The sequence below is a fragment of the Streptomyces sp. NPDC028991 genome, assembly GCF_055564775.1.
This window is the reverse complement of record NZ_JBVHVP010000001.1, coordinates 847994-865252: the sequence shown is the minus strand read 5'-3', so window position 1 is coordinate 865252 and position 17259 is coordinate 847994. Positions and strand designations below refer to the sequence as shown.

Below are 17259 nucleotides of genomic sequence, written 5' to 3'. Positions count from 1 at the left end.
TTCTGCGAAACAAATGGGTCACGCCCGAGAAATCACCCGTCCCTAGGGTCGAGGAAGCGTGTGCCACCCGCACTGGCCGCACGAACGATCTACCACCCCGGCGGGACGGTCGGGAGTAGGAGGAGCTGGATGTTCCAGAACGCCGACGAGGCCAAGAAGTACATCGCCGACGAGGACGTCAAGTTCGTCGACGTCCGGTTCTGCGACCTGCCGGGCGTCATGCAGCACTTCACGTTGCCCGCCGCTGCGTTCGACCCCGACGACGAGCAGGCCTTCGACGGGTCCTCGATCCGCGGCTTCCAGGCCATCCACGAGTCGGACATGTCCCTGCGCCCCGACCTGTCCACCGCGCGCGTCGACCCGTTCCGCCGGGACAAGACCCTCAACATCAACTTCTTCATCCACGACCCGATCACGGGCGAGCAGTACTCCCGCGACCCGCGGAACGTGGCGAAGAAGGCCGAGGCGTACCTGGCCTCCACGGGCATCGCCGACACGGCGTTCTTCGGCCCCGAGGCCGAGTTCTACGTCTTCGACTCCGTCCGCTTCGCCACCCGCGAGAACGAGTCCTTCTACCACATCGACTCCGAGGCCGGCGCCTGGAACACCGGTGCCCTGGAGGACAACCGCGGCTACAAGGTCCGCTACAAGGGCGGCTACTTCCCGGTCCCGCCGGTCGACCACTTCGCCGACCTGCGCGCCGAGATCTCCCTCCAGCTGGAGCGGTCCGGTCTCCAGGTCGAGCGCCAGCACCACGAGGTGGGCACCGCCGGCCAGGCCGAGATCAACTACAGGTTCAACACGCTGCTCGCCGCGGCCGACGACCTCCAGCTCTTCAAGTACATCGTGAAGAACGTGGCGTGGAAGAACGGCAAGACGGCGACCTTCATGCCGAAGCCGATCTTCGGTGACAACGGCTCGGGCATGCACGTCCACCAGTCGCTGTGGTCGGGCGGCGAGCCGCTCTTCTACGACGAGCAGGGCTACGCCGGCCTGTCCGACACCGCCCGCTACTACATCGGCGGCATCCTCAAGCACGCCCCGTCGCTGCTGGCCTTCACCAACCCGACGGTGAACTCCTACCACCGCCTGGTGCCGGGCTTCGAGGCGCCGGTGAACCTGGTGTACTCGCAGCGCAACCGGTCGGCCGCGATGCGCATCCCGATCACGGGCTCGAACCCGAAGGCCAAGCGCGTCGAGTTCCGCGCGCCGGACGCCTCCGGCAACCCGTACCTGGCCTTCTCGGCGCTGCTGCTGGCGGGCCTGGACGGCATCAAGAACAAGATCGAGCCGGCCGAGCCGATCGACAAGGACCTCTACGAGCTGGCTCCCGAGGAGCACGCCGGCGTGGCGCAGGTCCCGACCTCCCTCGGCGCCGTCCTCGACCGCCTCGAGGCCGACCACGAGTTCCTCCTCCAGGGCGACGTCTTCACGCCGGACCTGATCGAGACGTGGATCGACTTCAAGCGCGCCAACGAGATCGCGCCGCTGCAGCTGCGTCCGCACCCGCACGAGTTCGAGATGTACTTCGACGTGTGACCGACGCCCGGGCCGGCCCGGGTCGTCCGGCGCCCCCGTCTCCTGCTTGTCAGGGGGCGGGGGCGCCGTCGTTGGCTCGTGGGTTCGCTGTGGCTCGCTGGTTCTTTGGCTCGCTGGCTCGCTGGCTCGCTGGCCGAAAAGCTTCACAGGGGGATCCCGCCCCAGGATCATGTTCACTGACACGGCTGTTCGAGCCAGGGGACGGGGAGAGGGACCGGGCATGTCCGATCGATACGACGAGGAACGCGAGTTCGACATCAAGTGGGCGGACGGTGCCGAGCACAAGGAGCCCTCCGCACGCGCCCGGATGCTCGCCGCGCGCTGGAAGGAGAACCCGCCCGGACCGGTCCCCTTCCGCGCCGACCCCGAGCACGTCGGGTCCGGGCGCCGGTCGTCGTGGGTGTCCACCGCCCTGGTTCTGGGCTGCGTGGCCGCGGTGATCGTCCTGCTCGGGTACGCCGACTTCCGGGCGTCCTACTAGCCAGAGCGCTCGCCGGGCCGTCCGGCCCGGCGCCGTCAGTGCTCTCGGGCAGGATGACCGTACCGAGGACGCGACGGGCGGGCGGGCGGAGGCCGGTATGGGTGACGGACGGCGGCACATCGGGACGGCGGAGCGGCGGGACCGGCTCGGGCTGCGGCAGCGGCTGGCGGGCCCGTCCCGGGCGGGGAGCCCCGAGGAGGTCGCCGGTTCGCTGGTCGCGCTGCACGGCACGGACCCCGCGACGGTGTACCTGGCCGTGGGCGCGCGGCTCGCGGACGCGGCGAAGACCGTGGGCGGTACCGAGCGGGCGCTGTACGAGGACGGGACGCTGGTCCGGATGCACGGCATGCGGCACACCGTGTTCGTGTTCCCGGCGGAGCTGACGGCGGTCGTGCACGCCTCGACCGGTCTCACCGTCGCCGCCAGGGAGCGGGCCACACTGCTCAGGAACATGGCGGAGGCCGGGGCGCCGGACGCTGCCTGGCTGACGGAGGTCGAAGGGTCGGCGCTGGCCGCGCTGGCCCGGCGCGGCCAGGCCACGGCGGCCGAGCTGGCCCGGGACGAGCCGCGCTTGAAGGAGCAGTTCGTTGCCGCGGCCGGGAAGAGCTACGAGGGCGTGCACACCGTCTCCACCCGGCTGCTCAGGGTGCTGGGCGTGGAGGGCAAGGTCGTCCGGGGCCGGCCGCTGGGCTCGTGGACGTCCAGCCGGTTCCGCTGGGCGCCGGCGCCCGCGCATCCCGAGCTGGACCCGGCCGAGGCGCAGGCGGAGCTGCTGCGGCGGTGGCTGGCGGCGTGCGGGCCGGCGACCGAGGACGACCTGAAGTGGTGGACGGGGTGGCGGGTGACGGAGGTACGCCGGGCGCTGGCCGCGATCGGCGCGGAGGCGGTGTCACTGGACGAGGGCACGGGGTACGTGGCCGCCGGCGACGCCGGGCCGGTCACCGGGCCCGCCGGACCGTGGGCGGCGCTGCTGCCCGCCCTGGACCCGACGGCGATGGGCTGGCGGCACCGGGACTGGTACCTCGCCCCCGAACTGCGGCCGATGCTCTTCGACCGCAGCGGCAACGTGGGGCCGACCGTGTGGTGGAACGGCCGGGTGATCGGCGGCTGGGCCCAGCGCGCCGACGGCGAGATCGTCTGGCGGGTGCCGGCCGGCGAGAGGCTCGGCCGCGAGGCGGAGACCGCGATCGTGACCGAGGCGGAGCGGCTCGCGTCCTGGGTGGGGACGACACGGGTGACGCCGCGGTTCCGGACGCCCTTGGAGCGGGAGCTGTCGGCGTAGGGCGCCTGCGGAACGGCAGCTCCCGGCGACGGCGACAGCGGCGCCGGGCGCCCTGGACCACGAACGGGCACCCGGCGCCGTGCTCACCGCGAGTACCGCATCAGCGCCCGCACCATGTGGCACGTCGTGTCCGACGGCGGGTGCACGCCGATCGTCTCCGCGGCGCTGCGTATCCTCTCGTTCCGCGCCTGGTTCGGCAGGTAGACGCCGGAGTCGAGCAGGGCGATGGCGAGCCGCATCGCCTTGAGCCGGCGGTTGTGCGTGACGTACCACTCGCGGGGACGGCCCGCCGGCAGCGGACGCTTCTCCACGGGTTCGTACGGCAGGTCGAGCAGAACGGGCCGCTTGGCGGTGGACTGGGTGGGCAACGGCTTCGGCTTCGGCTTCGGCTTCAGTGCGGCAGCGGGCACGGGCATCCTCCTGTCGCGGTCAGGGCGCCGTCCGGACCTCCCGGCGACACCCTCGAACACTGCTTCTATTTTACCGCCCACCACTGACAAAAGCCCCTGGCCACAAGGGCTTTCGGGGCCTCTGTGGCGCGCGGGGCGAACGAGTTTTCGCATCGCCGGGCTACCGTGTCGGCATGGAGATCTGGATCAACCCGGCCTGTTCGAAGTGCCGTAGCGCGATCAGCCTGCTCGACGCCGAGGGCGCCGAGTACACCGTCCGCCGCTACCTGGAGGACGTGCCGAGCGAGGACGAGCTCCGCGAGGTGCTCGACCGGCTCGGACTGGAGCCGTGGGACATCACCCGCACCCAGGAGGCGGCCGCGAAGGAACTGGGCCTGAAGGACTGGCCCCGTGACGACACGTCACGCGACCGCTGGGTCACGGCGCTGGCCGAGCACCCGAAGCTGATCCAGCGCCCGATCATCACGGCGGACGACGGAACGGCCGTCGTGGGCCGCACCGACGAGGCGGTACGGGACGTTCTGTCCCGTTAGGCAATGACTTGCCGGGCGCCGGGACTCAAGGCCGTCCGCGCTGTTACCCTGCGCCGCCATGACCCACGGTGATCAAGGAACGCAGTACGGGCCGTACGGACCGCATGGACAGCACGGACCGTACGGGCAGCCCGGGCAGCCCGGGCAGCCGCCGCCGCACGCGCCGCGGTATGGACGGCACACGCAGTACGGGCAGCAGGCTCCGTACGGGCCGTACGACCCCGCGGCGGCTTCGGCCGCCCAGGTCGCCGATCGGCAGCGCATACGCAGACGCCGTCGTACCCGGCCGGCGGTGGGCGCGGCGACGGGTGGCGTCCTCGTCGCGGCCATCGCCGCCGGCACCCTGATGTCCACGGGCGGCGATGACGGTGACGACCGGATCGCGTCGTCGTCCGCCACGGCGTCCGCAACGGCCGCCGCCGTCCCCTCCGTCTCCGCCGCCCTGCCCTCCGACGCGCCCTCCGCCCTGCCCTCGCCGCTCGCGCGTCCGGTGGTGCGTCCGGTGGTGCGTCCGGAGCAGGCCTTCCCGGAGACGAACGTGCGCCTGTCCGACGGCTCCCGGTACAAGCGCGTCGACCTGGCCACCACCACCGAGTGCGCGCAGGGCATGTCGCCGGAGCTCGCCGCCCTGGCCGACCAGGGCGAGGGCTGCCTGCGGATCACCGCGGCCCTGTTCACGGACGCCGAACGGCGCTCTCGGGTGACCGTGACCGTGGTGAGCTTCGCGCGCGCCGAGGACGCCGGGACGGTGTTCGCGATGGCCTCCACGGACCCGGTGACGTACCAGACGGTCTCGCTCGACCCGCCGCCCGAGGCGGGGCTGCCGACGGTCCCGCCCGGGTCGGCCGGTGTCCTCCGGCGGCTGATGGCCGTGCGGTCGGTGGTGTTCTCGAACGGCCAGTGGGGCGACGGGACGGAGACCGGGGAGGCGGCGCTCACCCGGCAGACGGAGGGCCTGCTCCAGTACGCCAACGACAACGTGGTGGCGTACGAGGAGGGCGGGGTGTGACGCGCGTTACTCGCGCTTGTCGGCGAGACCGCTGAGCAACTCCGTTCGGTATCTCGTACATAGCCGCGTACGCTCCCCTACCTCTTCAGGAGGCGCGCATGCCGCGCAGGAGAACTCTCGGTACGAAGAAGAAGATCGCGTTGCTCGTCAGCGCGGCGACGGTGGCCGGCGGTGGGGCGTTCGTGATGGCGAACGCCTCGAACGCCGCGCAGACCACCCAGAACGCGCAGACGAAGTCCGCCCAAGGCTCCTCCGTCTGCCAGGGCCTGGCCACCGCGCTCGGCAACAACCAGCGGTTCATCGACGGCCAGCGGGCCGAGCCCGACGCGCAGTCGGAGGCCCGGATCGCCAACCGCGAGGCCGTCATCGCGGAGATCGAGCGCAAGCAGGAGGCGTCCGGGTGTGCGGCTGGGGAGTCGGCTCAGGACTCCCAGGCCGCGCAGCCGCCGCAGGACGGCCGGGAAGCCGGGCAGGAGGCAGGCCGGGAAGCCGGGCAGGAGGCGGGCCAGGAAGCGGCTCAGGAGGCCGGGGACCAGGCCGGGGACCAGGCCGGGGACCAGGCCGGAGGCGCCGCCCAGGCCGGTGAGCAGGTCTGCGACGGCTCCACCGTCACCCTCTCCGGCGAGGGCGGCGCGCCCGCCGCCTCCAGCGACCGGTTCCCGGTGGGCACCAAGCTGAAGGTGACCAACCTCGACAACGCCAAGTCCACGACCGTGGAGGTCGACTCCGTCTCCGGCAGCTGCGTACTCCTCAACAACGCGGCGTTCGAACAGGTCCGGGAGCAGGGCAAGTTCCTGATCCGGCGGGCGCTGATCGAGAAGGTGGGGTGAGGCTCAGCCGCCCGACGGCGCGAGGAAGGCACTGATCCAGCGGCCCGGTCCGGGCGGGGCGGACTGCGGCAGCGCGTGATGGGACACGTCCGGCAGGACTGTCGTCGTGACGTGCGGCAGCAGCCCCTGCGCCCGGGCCGCCACCTCGGCGGGGTCATGGGTCCTGCTGTTCCCCGCGAGGAGCAGCAGGACCGGCACGTCCAGCCCCCGCAGCGACTCCGGCGCCGGACGCGGTCCGGTCACCGGCCTGCGGGAGGGGAAGCCGACGGCCGCCTCCTGGAGGGCGAGCCAGTCGGGGTCGAGGGGGACGGCCCCGGTCTCCCAGTCCAGGAAGGCGCGGACCCGGCGGGGCGTGGGCCGCAGCAGCATCGGCATCGCGCGCAGCAGGTAGGCCGCCTTGAACCCGGCGAAGCACTGCGTCGGGTCCAGGAGGAACAGGCGGCGTACCCGGCGGGGTGCGCGCACGGCGTGGTGCAGGGCGATCCAGGCGCCGTAGGAGTGCCCGCCGAGGTCCGTCTCCTCGATGCCGAGGCCGTCGAGGAGCGCGTCCAGCCAGCCGGCGAGGTCGGCGACCGTACGGGGGTGGCGGTCGCCGGCCGGCGTGCTCCGGCCGGGGGCGCCGATCAGGTCGACCGCGTGGAGGCGGTGGGTCCGGGACAGCTCGGCGGCCTGGGCGTACCAGGAGGCGGAGGTCGCCGCGCCGCCGCCGGGCAGGAGGACGAGCGGCGGGCCGCCGGCCGGGCCGGTCACGTTGACGTGCGTCTCGCCGAAGGGCGTGGACACGGTCATCGCCTCCCGCCGCGCCGGCCACTTGGCGAGGACTCTGTCGTAGGCGGCGTGGAAACGGCCGGCGTCGTACGCACCGCGAGCGCTCATGGGCGGGCCCCCTGTTACTCGGTCTTCTTCTCGCGTCGCGTATTCTCTCGCTCAGCGAGATACTCGTCGGACGAGATGATAGCCGGAGGCGGAGCCCCATGTCCGAGCAGGGACCGGAGATGGAGATCGTCCATCTGCTGCGCGCGGTCGCCGTCGAACTGGGGGCGCACAGCACGCGGTTCGCACACCGCAACGGCATGCATCCCACCGACGTGCGCGCGCTGATCGCGCTCATGGACGCGTCGCGGGCGGGCGAGGAGATGACCGCCGGACGGCTGGGCGCCGCCCTCGGACTGAACTCGGCGGGGACCACGGCCCTGGTCGACCGGCTGGAACGGGCCGGTCATGTGCGGCGGGTGCGCGACGAGCGGGACCGGCGCAGGGTCACCGTCGAGGTGGACGAACGGGCGGTCGCCCTCGGCTGGTCGCACTTCGGACCACTGATCGAACGGGCGGTCGGCCTGCTGCGGGGTTACGACGAACGGGAGTTGCGGGCGATCGCCTCCTTCCTGTCCGGCGTGCGGGAGGCCGCGGCCGAGGACGGGCGCGAGCCCTGAGAGACGCGCCACAGCGACCCCGGGTAACACGGGGTTCACAAACGGGCAACGGACGGGAAATCGCCTGTTGGCACGCTGCACGGCAGTAGACGCGGCGCCCAGTGCCGCAGCGCCGCAGCACCCGCAGTGCGCCCGGACCCACCCGAAGGATGTGTCACCGTGACCTTCAAGGCCGAGTACATCTGGATCGACGGCACCGAGCCGACGGCCAAGCTCCGTTCCAAGACGAAGATCATCACGGACGCCCCCGCCGGCCTCGACGCACTGCCGATCTGGGGCTTCGACGGGTCCTCCACCAACCAGGCCGAGGGAAGCTCCTCGGACTGCGTGCTCAAGCCGGTCTTCTCCTGCCCCGACCCGATCCGCGGCGGCGACGACATCCTGGTGCTGTGCGAGGTCCTCGACACGGACATGACCCCGCACCCGAGCAACACCCGCGCCGCGCTGACCGAGCTCTCCGAGCGCTTCGCCGCTCAGGAGCCGATCTTCGGCATCGAGCAGGAGTACACGTTCTTCAAGGGCGCCCGCCCGCTCGGCTTCCCCGAGGGCGGCTTCCCGGCCGCGCAGGGCGGCTACTACTGCGGTGTCGGCTCGGACGAGATCTTCGGCCGTGACGTCGTCGAGGCGCACCTGGAGAACTGCCTGAAGGCCGGCCTCGGCATCTCCGGCATCAACGCCGAGGTCATGCCGGGCCAGTGGGAGTTCCAGGTGGGCCCGCTGTCGCCGCTGGAGGTCTCCGACCAGCTGTGGGTGGCCCGTTGGCTGCTCTACCGCACGGCCGAGGACTTCGAGGTCTCCGCCACCCTCGACCCCAAGCCGGTCAAGGGTGACTGGAACGGCGCGGGCGCGCACACCAACTTCTCCACCAAGGCGATGCGCGAGGGCTACGAGGCGATCATCACCGCGGCCGAGTCGCTCGGCGAGGGCTCCAAGCCGCTCGACCACGTCAAGAACTACGGCGCCGGCATCGACGACCGCCTCACCGGCCTGCACGAGACCGCACCGTGGAACGAGTACTCCTACGGTGTCTCCGACCGCGGTGCCTCGGTCCGCATCCCGTGGCAGGTCGAGAAGGACGGCAAGGGCTACATCGAGGACCGCCGTCCGAACGCCAACGTCGACCCGTACGTGGTGACCCGCCTGCTGGTGGACACCTGCTGCACGGCGCTGGAGAAGGCCGGTCAGGTCTGATCCGGCCGGTCGGTCTGATCCGGCCGGTCGGTCTGACCCGGCCGGTCGGTCTGACCCGGCCGGTCCGATCCGGCCGACCCGATCCGGTCGGTCCGATCCGGCCGGCCCGGCCCCGGTTCACGCGAGGGGGCGTCCACCACGACGGTGGACGCCCCCTCGCGCTGCCGCCGCGACACCGCGCGACGCCTGGCATCCGCACCGGGTGCACACCCGCGACACGTCGCCCCGCCGCGCCGGAAGCTCGGCACCGAGCACCGGCGGGCGATCCAGACGGTGCGGCGCGTCGGTTACGAGTACGCGCCGCCCACCGGACGCCGAGCCTCTGCTGTCGGCAGACGGGCGTTCCCTCCGGCCGCCGTGCGGGGCACAGTGATCGGCATGAGGCTACTGGTGCTGGGCGGTACGGAGTTCGTGGGGCGGGCCGTGGTGGAGGAGGCGCTCGGGCGCGGCTGGGAGGTGACCGTCTTCCACCGCGGGCGGCACGCCCCGCCGCCCGGCGTGCGGTCGCTGCACGGCGACCGCACCGAATCCGCCGGGCTCACCGCCCTGGCCGACGGCACGTGGGACGCCGTCGTCGACACCTGGTCGGCGGCGCCCCGCGCGGTGCGGGACGCGGCGCGGCTGCTGCGGGACCGCGCCGGCCGGTACGTGTACGTGTCGAGCTGCTCGGTGTACGCCTGGCCCCCGCCCGCCAGGTACACCGAGGACGCCCCGCTCGTCGAGGGCGCCTCGGCGGACGCCGGGCAGACCGACTACGCCCGGGACAAGCGGGGCGCCGAGCTGGCCGTCCAGGACGCCTTCGGCGCCGACCGTTCGGTGTTGGTCAGGGCCGGGCTGATCCTCGGCCCGTACGAGAACATCGGGCGGCTGCCTTGGTGGCTGAACCGCGTCGCCCGCGGCGGCCCGGTGCTGGCGCCGGGCCCGCGGGACCTCCCCCTCCAGTACGTCGACGTCCGCGACCTCGCCGACTGGGTCCTCGGCGCGGTGGAGCGGGAGCTGAGCGGGCCGTACAACCTGGCCTCCCCGGCGGGGCACAGCACCATGGGCGCCCTGCTCGACGCCTGCGCGACGGCCACCGGCGGTGCGGCGGAGCTGCGCTGGACCGCCCCCGAAAGCGTCCTCGCCGCCGGCATCGAACCGTGGGGGCAACTGCCGGTGTGGACACCGCCCGGCAGCGACCTTCACGACGCCCTGCAGAGCGCCGACGTGTCCCGGGCGCTGGCGACGGGCCTGAGCTGCCGTCCGGTCGGCGACACCGTCACCGACACCTGGACCTGGCTGCGGAGCATCGGCGGCACGGCGCCCCTGCGCCCGGACCGGCCGCCGGTCGGTCTGGACCCGGAGACGGAGGCGAAGGTGCTCGCGGCCGACGGGGCGTGACCCGGCGGGGACGGGGCCGGGTCTGGCCGTACCGGTGGTGACCCGGGGTGTTCCTCGCACGAGGCCGCCGCCATGGAACCCTCCCTGGCCCGGACTTGCCCGGCCGGGAGTCCTGGCCCGGCCGGGAGACCCGGCCCCGCCGGGAGTCCATACTCGGCCGGGTGTCCCGGCCCGCCGCACCCGGCCGGGGGGGGTGCGCCCAGCCCGCGGGCTGCACCCGGCCAGGGCGTACGTACCGGGGCGCACCTGCTCGGAGTGTGCCCGCTCGGGGCGTACTGCCGAGGGTGTACCTGCCTGGACGCCCCCGGCCCTGCCCGCCCGAGGGTGTACTTGGCACCACCCTCCGACCGGGGGCCGGGCCCAGTGCCCCGCGCCGTCGCCTCCGCGAGACTGACGGCATGAACACCGAGACGAAGAGCGAAGGCCGGCTCACCGACCGGAAGACACGGACGCGGGGCGTGGCCCTGTCGGCCGTGCGGGGGCTGGCGCTGGCGCTGATCTCCCTGCCCGGCGCGGTGCTGTGCTTCTGCCTGACCCTCGTGTCCATCGCCCTCGTCCCGATCGGGATCGGCATCGTCACCACGCCCTGGGTACTGACCGGTGTGCGGGCGTTCGCGGACTGGCGGCGGCTGCTCGCCGCCGAGTGGGGCGGGGTGCGGATCCGGCGGGCGTACCGGCCGCTGCCCGAGGACGCCAATCCGTGGGCGCGCACCTTCGGGATGCTCCGCGACCCGGCGACCTGGCGGGACTTCCTGTGGCTGCCGGCCGACATGACGGCGGGCTTCGTCACCGCGCTGCTGGCCTTCGCGCTGCCGCTGTACCCGCTGGAGGGCTTCGCGATCGCGGCCGGGCTGTGGCGGGTGCTGCCCGACGGGTACTGGTACGGCTTCGTCCGGGTCACCGACCAGACCTCCGCCTTCTACGCCGCGGGGCTCGGCGCCGTGCTCCTGGTCGTCGCCCTCTGGCTCGCCCCGCGCGTGCTGCACGCCCATTTCCGCCTCACCGCCGCCCTTCTCGGCTCCGGACGGGGCGAACTGGCCCAGCGGGTGCGCGTGCTGACCGAAACGCGCCGCGACGCCGTCGACACCTCCGCCGCCGAACTGCGCCGCATCGAGCGGGACCTGCACGACGGGGCGCAGGCCCGGCTGGTCGCCATGGGCATGGATCTCGGGACGATCGAGGCACTGCTGGAGAAGGACCCGGCGAAGGCCCGGGAACTGCTCGCCCAGGCCCGCCGGTCCTCCGCCGACGCCCTGACCGAACTGCGCGAGCTGGTGCGCGGCATCCACCCGCCGGTGCTCGCCGAACGCGGCCTCGGGGACGCCGTACGCGCCCTGGTGCTGCGGCTGCCCGTCGCCGCCGAGGTCGACGTGGAGCTGCCCGGCCGCGCCGAGGCACCGGTGGAGTCCGCCGCCTACTTCGCGGTCAGCGAGATCCTCACCAACACCGTGAAGCACTCCGGTGCCGACCGGGTCTGGATCGACGTGCACCACGCCGGGGGACAGCTGCGCATCGCCGTCACCGACAACGGCAAGGGCGGCGCGGTGATCGGGGCGGGGTCGGGCCTGGCCGGGGTGGAGCGCCGGCTCGGTACATTCGACGGCGTCCTGGCCGTCAGCTCGCCCGCCGGCGGTCCCACCATGGTCACCATGGAGCTGCCTTGCGCGTTGTCCTAGCCGAAGACCTCTTCCTGCTGCGCGACGGACTGGTCCGGCTCCTTCAGGCCCACGACTTCGAGATCGCCGCGGCCGTCGAGACCGGCCCCGAGCTGTCCCGCGCGCTGGCCGAACTGGAGCCGGACGTCGCCGTCGTCGACGTACGCCTGCCGCCCACGCTGACCGACGAGGGCCTGCAGTGCGCGCTCGAGGCCCGCCGCGAGCGGCCGGGGCTGCCGGTGCTGGTGCTCTCCCAGCACGTGGAGCAGCTGTACGCCCGGGAGCTGCTGGCCGACGGCGACGGCGGGGTGGGGTACCTGCTCAAGGACCGGGTGTTCGACGCGGAGCAGTTCGTGGACGCGGTACGGCGGGTGGCGGCGGGCGGTACGGCGATGGACCCGCAGGTCATCCAGCAGCTCCTGAGCCGGCGTGCGGCGGAGGACCGGCCGCTGGAGCGGCTGACTCCCCGGGAGCTGGAGGTACTGGAACTGATGGCGCAGGGCCGGACCAACGCGGCGATCGCCGGCAAACTGGTCGTGACGGAGCGGGCGATCGCCAAGCACACAGCGAACATCTTCGCCAAGCTAAGCCTCGAGGTTTCGGACGACGACAACCGGCGTGTACTGGCGGTTCTGGCGTATCTGGACCGCGGCCGCTGACCTCTCCAGTCCCACAGGACCCGGCAATTTCCGAGACGACTGAACACCCCTGGGACGGGCTCCGTATGGATGGGAGCCGCTTCACTCCTGTCGGGCGCCCTCGATGCCCCGCAAGGAAGTCAGAGGAGTTCCATGGGACGCAATACAAGAAAACGCCGTACGCCGCTGGCCACCAAGGTCGTTGCCGGGGCGGCGGCCCTGGCGGTCGGCGGGGGCGGGCTGGTCTGGGCCAACTTCTACGCCTCGGCGCACGAGGAGAATCCGGCGCACAACCGGACCAGGTCCGCCGCCGCGCAGGTGGCGACGATCGACTGTCCGGACGTCGGCCAGCAGCTCTCCGACGTGCCGGACCGGGCGCGCGGGGAGGTCGACGGCGAACTGGCCACGATGGACAGCCAGATCACGGACGCCTACAAGCGCCTCGCCACCACGCGACGCGCGCAGGCAGGTGACTCGCAGTTCGTCCAGAACGCGATTCTCGGCCCGCTCAAGGACCGTCGGAAGGCGATCATCGACCGGATCCAGCTGGAGATCAACCGGGCCGGCGGCCAGGCCGACGACAACCTGGACGAGCTGGCCCAGTGCCAGGGTCAGCCCGCGCAGCAGCCGCAGAACGGCGACGGCCAGGACGGTAATGGCCAGAACGGCGACGGCCAAGGCGGTGACGGCCAGGACGACGGCCAGAACGGCGACGGACAGGGCCAGGACGGCGGTCAGAACCAGGGCGACAACGGGAACGGGGCAGCGGGCCCCTTCGCCGAGGACTTCGTCGACATCAACGACGTCCAGCCGGGCTCCCGGGACCTGGAGAACGGCCTGGCCGCCAACGGAGAGGGCGGGTCCACGGGCTCTTTCACCGCGAACTGCGGTGTCAACGAGAACAACCTGTTCAACAGTGACAACCTGATCGTGGCCCCGGGCGTCGACAACGGCGCGCACCACACGCACGACTACGTCGGCAACCAGGACAACGACGCCTTCTCCAGCGACGAGGACCTGGCCGCCGCCGACACGTCGTGCCAGAACCAGGGCGACAAGTCCACCTACTACTGGCCGGTGCTGCGGCTCCAGGACGGCACCCAGGAGTTCGACGCGGGCGACCTGGGCGGTGGCGCCGAAGGCAACGTCGGCAAGATCCTCAAGGCCAGCCAGGCCGAGATCAAGTTCGTGGGCAACCAGCGGAGCGACGTCGTCGCCATGCCGAAGTTCCTGCGCATCATCACCGGTGACGCCAAGGCGTTCACCAACGGTGTCGCGAACGCCAACAGCTCGTTCAGCTGTACCGGCTTCGAGGACAGGCAGGTGACGGACAAGTACGTGCTCTGTCCGGAGGGCAGCCAGGTGGTGCGCACGTCCAACTTCCAGAGCTGCTGGGACGGCCAGAACATCGACAGCGCCAACCACCGTGACCACGTGGCCTTCGTCCAGCAGGACGGAAGCTGCCCGAACGGCTTCCAGGCGATTCCGCAGCTCCAGGTCCGCCTGGTGTACGACGTGCCCGCACCGACCATCGAGAACGGACAGGTGCAGAACCCGTACGCGGTGGACGGCTTCCCGGAGCAGCTGCACAAGCCGATCACCGATCACAACGACTTCATCAACGTCATGGACGAGGACCTGATGAACGAGGTGGTCGACTGCATCAACCGCGGCGAGGACTGCCAGTAGTCCTCGCGAGGGCCGAACGAGGGGGCCGGTGGCGGCATTCGCCACCGGCCCCCTTCGCGTCCCCGTACGGGTCAGCCGCCGTGCCCGCCGTGACCCGCCGAGTGGCCGCCGCCGTGCTGCGTGCCCTGCTCCAGGGTCCCGCCGAGCCGGCCGCGGAGGTCCGCCACGACGTCCTCGTGGCCGACGGCGACCCACTTGCGGCCGACGAGGTAGTAACCGCCGTAGTCCTTGGCCGTGTTGATCCACTCGCGCTGGCCGCGATCGGTGGCGAAGGTGGCGAGGAAGTACTTCTCGTCGCCCTTCTCGCAGAGGGCCTGGCGGATGGTGTCGGCGTCGGTCTGCATGTTGGGCGCGCACTTCACCTCGGCGGCCAGGTGCTCCAGGCTGCCGGTGGCCGTCTCGGGCACGGCCGCCTCGCCGTCCCCGTCGGCTCCGCAGCCGGTCAGCGCCAGTACCGCCGCCGCTCCGGCCAGCGCGAGCATCGGTCGGGTCAGCCTCATGTGTTCCTCCGGTCCGTTTCGGCGACATGCCGCACGGAGCCCCGGCGAGGGCTCTCGTCATCGGTACGGGCGCGGAGCGCGAACCATTCAGAAATCCCGGTGCCCTTCCGAGCACGCCCGTGCGAAAGTGGCGCCGTGGACCAGGACTGGGAAGACCGTGTGACCGCCGCGTGGGCGGCGTTCGACGACGGCGCCGAGGAGGACGCCGCCGCCTTCCGGGCGGTGATCGGCGCCCTCGCCGACGAGTTGCCCGCGGACAGTCCCCTCGGCCTGTTCGAGCGGGCCTGCGCCTGGGACTCCACGGGCCACTCGGACCGGGCCGTGCCGCTGTACCGCGAGGCGCTGGCGCGCGGCCTGGGCGAGGTCAGCCGCTACAAGGGCCGCCGGGCGCGGATCCAGCTCTCCAGCTCCCTTCGGAACACCGGGCGTCCGGAGGAGGGCGTCGAGTTGCTCACCCCCGAACTGACGGCGCACTCGGACGAGCTGGACGACGCCGTACGTGCCACGCTCGCCCTGTGCCTGTCGAGCACGGGCCGCGACCGCGAGGGCCTGTCCCTGGTCCTCGGCGCGCTCGCGCCCCATCTGCCGCGCTACCGGCGCTCCATGGCCGCCTACGCACGGCTGCTGGTGGAACCCGGGGACTGACCTGGGCACGGTGACCAACCACCGATTCGCTCGTTCTGCTGAACGTGCAGTCACAGGATGTCGCCCCGCGCCCCGCACCGTCCTCCGCCTCCCCGGCCGACCCGGTCGTCGGCGTCGAGCAGGCCGAGGCCGCGCTCGTCGAGCACTACCCGCGCCTGGTCCGGCTCGCCTATCTGGTGCTGCCGCCGCGCCTCGGCCGGGGCCGCCGCGTCCTGACCGCGCACGCCCTCACCCAGCGCGCACTGCCCCGCAACCGCACGACGACACCCGTGATCCCGGCCCAGCCGACCGGCCGCGAGGTCGACCCCGGCTACGCCCTGATCCGGCTCCGGGTCATCCGTACGGCACTGGAGGCGGGCCTCCCGCTGCGGCGGCGCGCGTGGCCCAAGCGCTCCCAGTTGCCGCCGCTGCTCCCGCAGGTGCGGGGGCTCAAACTCTTCCCGCGCTCCGGCGGCGCCGACGAACTCGCCCTCGACCAGCGGCTCGCCACCCTCTCCGCACCCGGCCGGGCGGCGTACGTGCTGCGGGGCCTGGAGAAGCTTTCCGACGACGGCGTACGGCAGTTGCTCGGGGCCGCCGGGGTCGCCGACGCCGACGCCGCGCTGCGGGAGGCCGACGAGGTTCCCGGTCAGTACGCGCTGCTCGGGTCACCGGAGTTCGACCCCTGTTCGCTGCAGGCCCGGCCGACCGACCTGTTGCGCCGCCGGCAGCACACGAAGGCCGCGCTCGTCGCCGGGGCGGCCCTGGTGGTGTGCGGGGCGCTGCTGGGGCTGCCCGGCGACGGCTGGGGGCCGGACGGCGCCGCGGCCCCGCCGTACGCGCGGAACCCGGCGGCGCAGGCCGCCCTCGACCCGGTCAAGCTGACGAAGGCGGCCCCGGCGGCGTGGCAGACCTCCGCGCGCACCGACTTCTCGGTCTGGCCGGCCCGCGGTGACCTCACCGGCGACAAGGAGCTGCTGCGCCGCGCCCTCGCCGTCTGGGCCCGGCCCGGGGAGGGCGTGGGCGTCTCGGCGACACCGGGCACCCCGACCGGCGGCCCGTCCGGACCGCCCCAGCTGCTGTACGCCGGGACCGTCGACAACGCGCGCGTGGTGATCCTTTACGACGGTCTGCGCATCGCCAGGTACGCCGAACCGAAGGACGGCACGGCCGGTGCCGCCCTGGACTTCGCGCGCACCGACGGTGCCGTCCGGGCCGAGGCGAACGCGGTGGTCCTCGGCCGGACCGACGGCAACGTCCGCTACCTGACGGCGCCCTGGGTGACGAAGGCGGCCGGGCGGGACCTCACCGACCCGGACGCCGACGCCCGGGATCTGGCGCTGACCGACGGCGTGACCTCGCCGGTGGCGAGCCCGGTGCGGCAGCAGTCGGGCGCGTGCGCGTCCTGGAACGCGCTGGAGCTGACCGACGGCTCGGACACCCGCCTGGTGACCGACCTCGGTGAGCTGGTGCCGGCCCGTCTCACCACCGGGCACCCCGGCTCCGCCAAGGACGCCTCGGGCGCGAAGGCGGTGGACGCCTGGGCGCCGTACGCCTGCTCGCTGGGCGCGGTGCGCGGACAGGGCGTGCGGTCGGTGAACGCCTGGGAGTTCGCGAGGCAGCCGCTGCCCGACTCGAGCGGATCGAGCGCGTGGGTGTGCGTCCGGGCCGAGACCTGGCGCGGCGACGGGGCCCGGGTGATGGCCCAGTTCCGGACGCCGGGCGGGGCGCAGGGCGCGGTGGCCGCGAAGGCACAGGACGTACCGGCGTGCGGCGAGCGCGACCCGCACGTGCTGGCCGGGGTGCTGTGGAAGTCGGAGGGCGGGCACTGGTACCTGCTCGCCGCCGGCGGACCCGGCACGAAGTCGGTCGAGGCCACGGGCGGCATCAACGACTCCGCCGGCGGGAACCTGCTGACGGCGAAGGCCGAGCAGGGCGCGCAGGCCGAGCTCAAGGGCACCCTGGAGAGCGGCCGGACGATCGGCGGACTGCGCTAGCTGACACTGGCGTCAACAACTGCTCGCACAAGGGTTCCCCGGAGCCCTACCCGTCAGTACATTGACGC

General features: G+C 72.8%; 17 protein-coding genes. 14 read left to right on the top strand and 3 right to left on the bottom strand.

The window, feature by feature from the left end; translation table 11 throughout:
* Positions 1-129 precede the first annotated feature (129 nt).
* The 3 genes from glnA to ACZ4V1_RS03815 all read left to right on the top strand — a co-directional run bounded on the left by glnA (position 130) and on the right by ACZ4V1_RS03815 (position 3302).
* A complete protein-coding gene (gene glnA, locus ACZ4V1_RS03825) occupies positions 130-1539 on the top strand; it encodes a type I glutamate--ammonia ligase (RefSeq protein WP_468328760.1) in 1410 nt (469 codons plus the stop codon).
* Between the two features lie 220 nt (positions 1540-1759).
* Positions 1760-2020 carry an SCO2583/SCO2584 N-terminal domain-containing protein gene (locus ACZ4V1_RS03820; protein WP_468328758.1) on the top strand — a complete coding sequence of 87 codons (261 nt, stop codon included), beginning with the start codon at positions 1760-1762 and terminating at the stop codon, positions 2018-2020.
* Between the two features lie 97 nt (positions 2021-2117).
* The gene (locus ACZ4V1_RS03815) at positions 2118-3302 is read left to right on the top strand and encodes a winged helix DNA-binding domain-containing protein (RefSeq protein WP_468328756.1); all 1185 of its coding nucleotides are present in this window, start codon (positions 2118-2120) and stop codon (positions 3300-3302) included.
* Between the two features lie 83 nt (positions 3303-3385).
* Here the strand turns inward: ACZ4V1_RS03815 and ACZ4V1_RS03810 are convergent, their stop codons facing one another.
* Positions 3386-3712 carry a hypothetical protein gene (locus tag ACZ4V1_RS03810; protein WP_468328754.1) on the bottom strand — a complete coding sequence of 109 codons (327 nt, stop codon included), beginning with the start codon at positions 3710-3712 and terminating at the stop codon, positions 3386-3388.
* Positions 3713-3885: 173 nt separating this feature from the next.
* Here ACZ4V1_RS03810 and ACZ4V1_RS03805 point away from each other — a divergent pair, with 173 nt between their 5' ends.
* The 3 genes from ACZ4V1_RS03805 to ACZ4V1_RS03795 all read left to right on the top strand — a co-directional run bounded on the left by ACZ4V1_RS03805 (position 3886) and on the right by ACZ4V1_RS03795 (position 6084).
* A complete protein-coding gene (locus tag ACZ4V1_RS03805) occupies positions 3886-4245 on the top strand; it encodes an arsenate reductase family protein (RefSeq protein ID WP_468328752.1) in 360 nt (119 codons plus the stop codon).
* 58 nt (positions 4246-4303) lie between these two features.
* Positions 4304-5254, top strand: a complete 951-nt coding sequence (locus ACZ4V1_RS03800) for a hypothetical protein (protein WP_468328750.1) — start codon at positions 4304-4306, stop codon at positions 5252-5254.
* A 98-nt stretch (positions 5255-5352) separates the two neighbouring features.
* Positions 5353-6084, top strand: coding sequence for a hypothetical protein (locus ACZ4V1_RS03795; protein ID WP_468328748.1), 732 nt, complete (start codon positions 5353-5355; stop codon positions 6082-6084).
* Positions 6085-6087: 3 nt separating this feature from the next.
* Here ACZ4V1_RS03795 and ACZ4V1_RS03790 read toward each other — a convergent pair whose 3' ends face one another.
* A complete protein-coding gene (locus ACZ4V1_RS03790) occupies positions 6088-6960 on the bottom strand; it encodes an alpha/beta fold hydrolase (RefSeq protein WP_468328746.1) in 873 nt (290 codons plus the stop codon).
* Positions 6961-7058: 98 nt separating this feature from the next.
* On the opposite strand from ACZ4V1_RS03790, the gene ACZ4V1_RS03785 reads away from it, so the two are divergent.
* The 6 genes from ACZ4V1_RS03785 to ACZ4V1_RS03760 all read left to right on the top strand — a co-directional run bounded on the left by ACZ4V1_RS03785 (position 7059) and on the right by ACZ4V1_RS03760 (position 14070).
* Positions 7059-7517, top strand: a complete 459-nt coding sequence (locus ACZ4V1_RS03785; protein ID WP_468328744.1) for a MarR family transcriptional regulator — start codon at positions 7059-7061, stop codon at positions 7515-7517.
* 159 nt (positions 7518-7676) lie between these two features.
* Positions 7677-8708 (top strand): glutamine synthetase, encoded by a 1032-nt coding sequence (glnII, locus tag ACZ4V1_RS03780; RefSeq protein ID WP_468328742.1) that lies wholly within the window; start codon positions 7677-7679, stop codon positions 8706-8708.
* A gap of 378 nt (positions 8709-9086) precedes the next feature.
* The gene (locus ACZ4V1_RS03775) at positions 9087-10088 is read left to right on the top strand and encodes an SDR family oxidoreductase (protein WP_468328740.1); all 1002 of its coding nucleotides are present in this window, start codon (positions 9087-9089) and stop codon (positions 10086-10088) included.
* A 398-nt stretch (positions 10089-10486) separates the two neighbouring features.
* A complete protein-coding gene (locus ACZ4V1_RS03770) occupies positions 10487-11764 on the top strand; it encodes a sensor histidine kinase (RefSeq protein WP_468328738.1) in 1278 nt (425 codons plus the stop codon).
* Positions 11749-12402, top strand: a complete 654-nt coding sequence (locus tag ACZ4V1_RS03765; protein WP_468328736.1) for a response regulator transcription factor — start codon at positions 11749-11751, stop codon at positions 12400-12402. The genes ACZ4V1_RS03770 and ACZ4V1_RS03765 overlap by 16 nt, the downstream gene beginning before the upstream one ends.
* A gap of 132 nt (positions 12403-12534) precedes the next feature.
* On the top strand, positions 12535-14070 hold the full coding sequence (locus tag ACZ4V1_RS03760; protein ID WP_468328734.1) for a DUF1996 domain-containing protein: 1536 nt from the start codon (positions 12535-12537) through the stop codon (positions 14068-14070).
* 71 nt (positions 14071-14141) lie between these two features.
* Here the strand turns inward: ACZ4V1_RS03760 and ACZ4V1_RS03755 are convergent, their stop codons facing one another.
* The gene (locus ACZ4V1_RS03755; RefSeq protein WP_468328732.1) at positions 14142-14570 is read right to left on the bottom strand and encodes a hypothetical protein; all 429 of its coding nucleotides are present in this window, start codon (positions 14568-14570) and stop codon (positions 14142-14144) included.
* Between the two features lie 135 nt (positions 14571-14705).
* Here ACZ4V1_RS03755 and ACZ4V1_RS03750 point away from each other — a divergent pair, with 135 nt between their 5' ends.
* Positions 14706-15215: a tetratricopeptide repeat protein gene (locus ACZ4V1_RS03750; RefSeq protein ID WP_468328730.1), complete on the top strand. Its 510-nt coding sequence runs from the start codon at positions 14706-14708 to the stop codon at positions 15213-15215.
* A 44-nt stretch (positions 15216-15259) separates the two neighbouring features.
* Positions 15260-17191 carry a hypothetical protein gene (locus tag ACZ4V1_RS03745; RefSeq protein WP_468328728.1) on the top strand — a complete coding sequence of 644 codons (1932 nt, stop codon included), beginning with the start codon at positions 15260-15262 and terminating at the stop codon, positions 17189-17191.
* Positions 17192-17259: the final 68 nt, after the last annotated feature.

Excerpts from the sequence above, each read along its gene's own strand:
- ACZ4V1_RS03785 (WP_468328744.1), top strand. The coding sequence starts at position 7,059 with ATGTCCGAGCAGGGACCGGAGATGGAGATCGTCCATCTGCTGCGCGCG.
- ACZ4V1_RS03755 (WP_468328732.1), bottom strand. The coding sequence starts at position 14,570 with ATGAGGCTGACCCGACCGATGCTCGCGCTGGCCGGAGCGGCGGCGGTA.
- ACZ4V1_RS03775 (WP_468328740.1), top strand. The coding sequence starts at position 9,087 with ATGAGGCTACTGGTGCTGGGCGGTACGGAGTTCGTGGGGCGGGCCGTG.
- ACZ4V1_RS03790 (WP_468328746.1), bottom strand. The coding sequence starts at position 6,960 with ATGAGCGCTCGCGGTGCGTACGACGCCGGCCGTTTCCACGCCGCCTAC.
- ACZ4V1_RS03795 (WP_468328748.1), top strand. The coding sequence starts at position 5,353 with ATGCCGCGCAGGAGAACTCTCGGTACGAAGAAGAAGATCGCGTTGCTC.
- glnA (WP_468328760.1), top strand. The coding sequence starts at position 130 with ATGTTCCAGAACGCCGACGAGGCCAAGAAGTACATCGCCGACGAGGAC.
- ACZ4V1_RS03760 (WP_468328734.1), top strand. The coding sequence starts at position 12,535 with ATGGGACGCAATACAAGAAAACGCCGTACGCCGCTGGCCACCAAGGTC.
- ACZ4V1_RS03770 (WP_468328738.1), top strand. The coding sequence starts at position 10,487 with ATGAACACCGAGACGAAGAGCGAAGGCCGGCTCACCGACCGGAAGACA.
- ACZ4V1_RS03805 (WP_468328752.1), top strand. The coding sequence starts at position 3,886 with ATGGAGATCTGGATCAACCCGGCCTGTTCGAAGTGCCGTAGCGCGATC.
- ACZ4V1_RS03815 (WP_468328756.1), top strand. The coding sequence starts at position 2,118 with ATGGGTGACGGACGGCGGCACATCGGGACGGCGGAGCGGCGGGACCGG.
- ACZ4V1_RS03820 (WP_468328758.1), top strand. The coding sequence starts at position 1,760 with ATGTCCGATCGATACGACGAGGAACGCGAGTTCGACATCAAGTGGGCG.
- ACZ4V1_RS03800 (WP_468328750.1), top strand. The coding sequence starts at position 4,304 with ATGACCCACGGTGATCAAGGAACGCAGTACGGGCCGTACGGACCGCAT.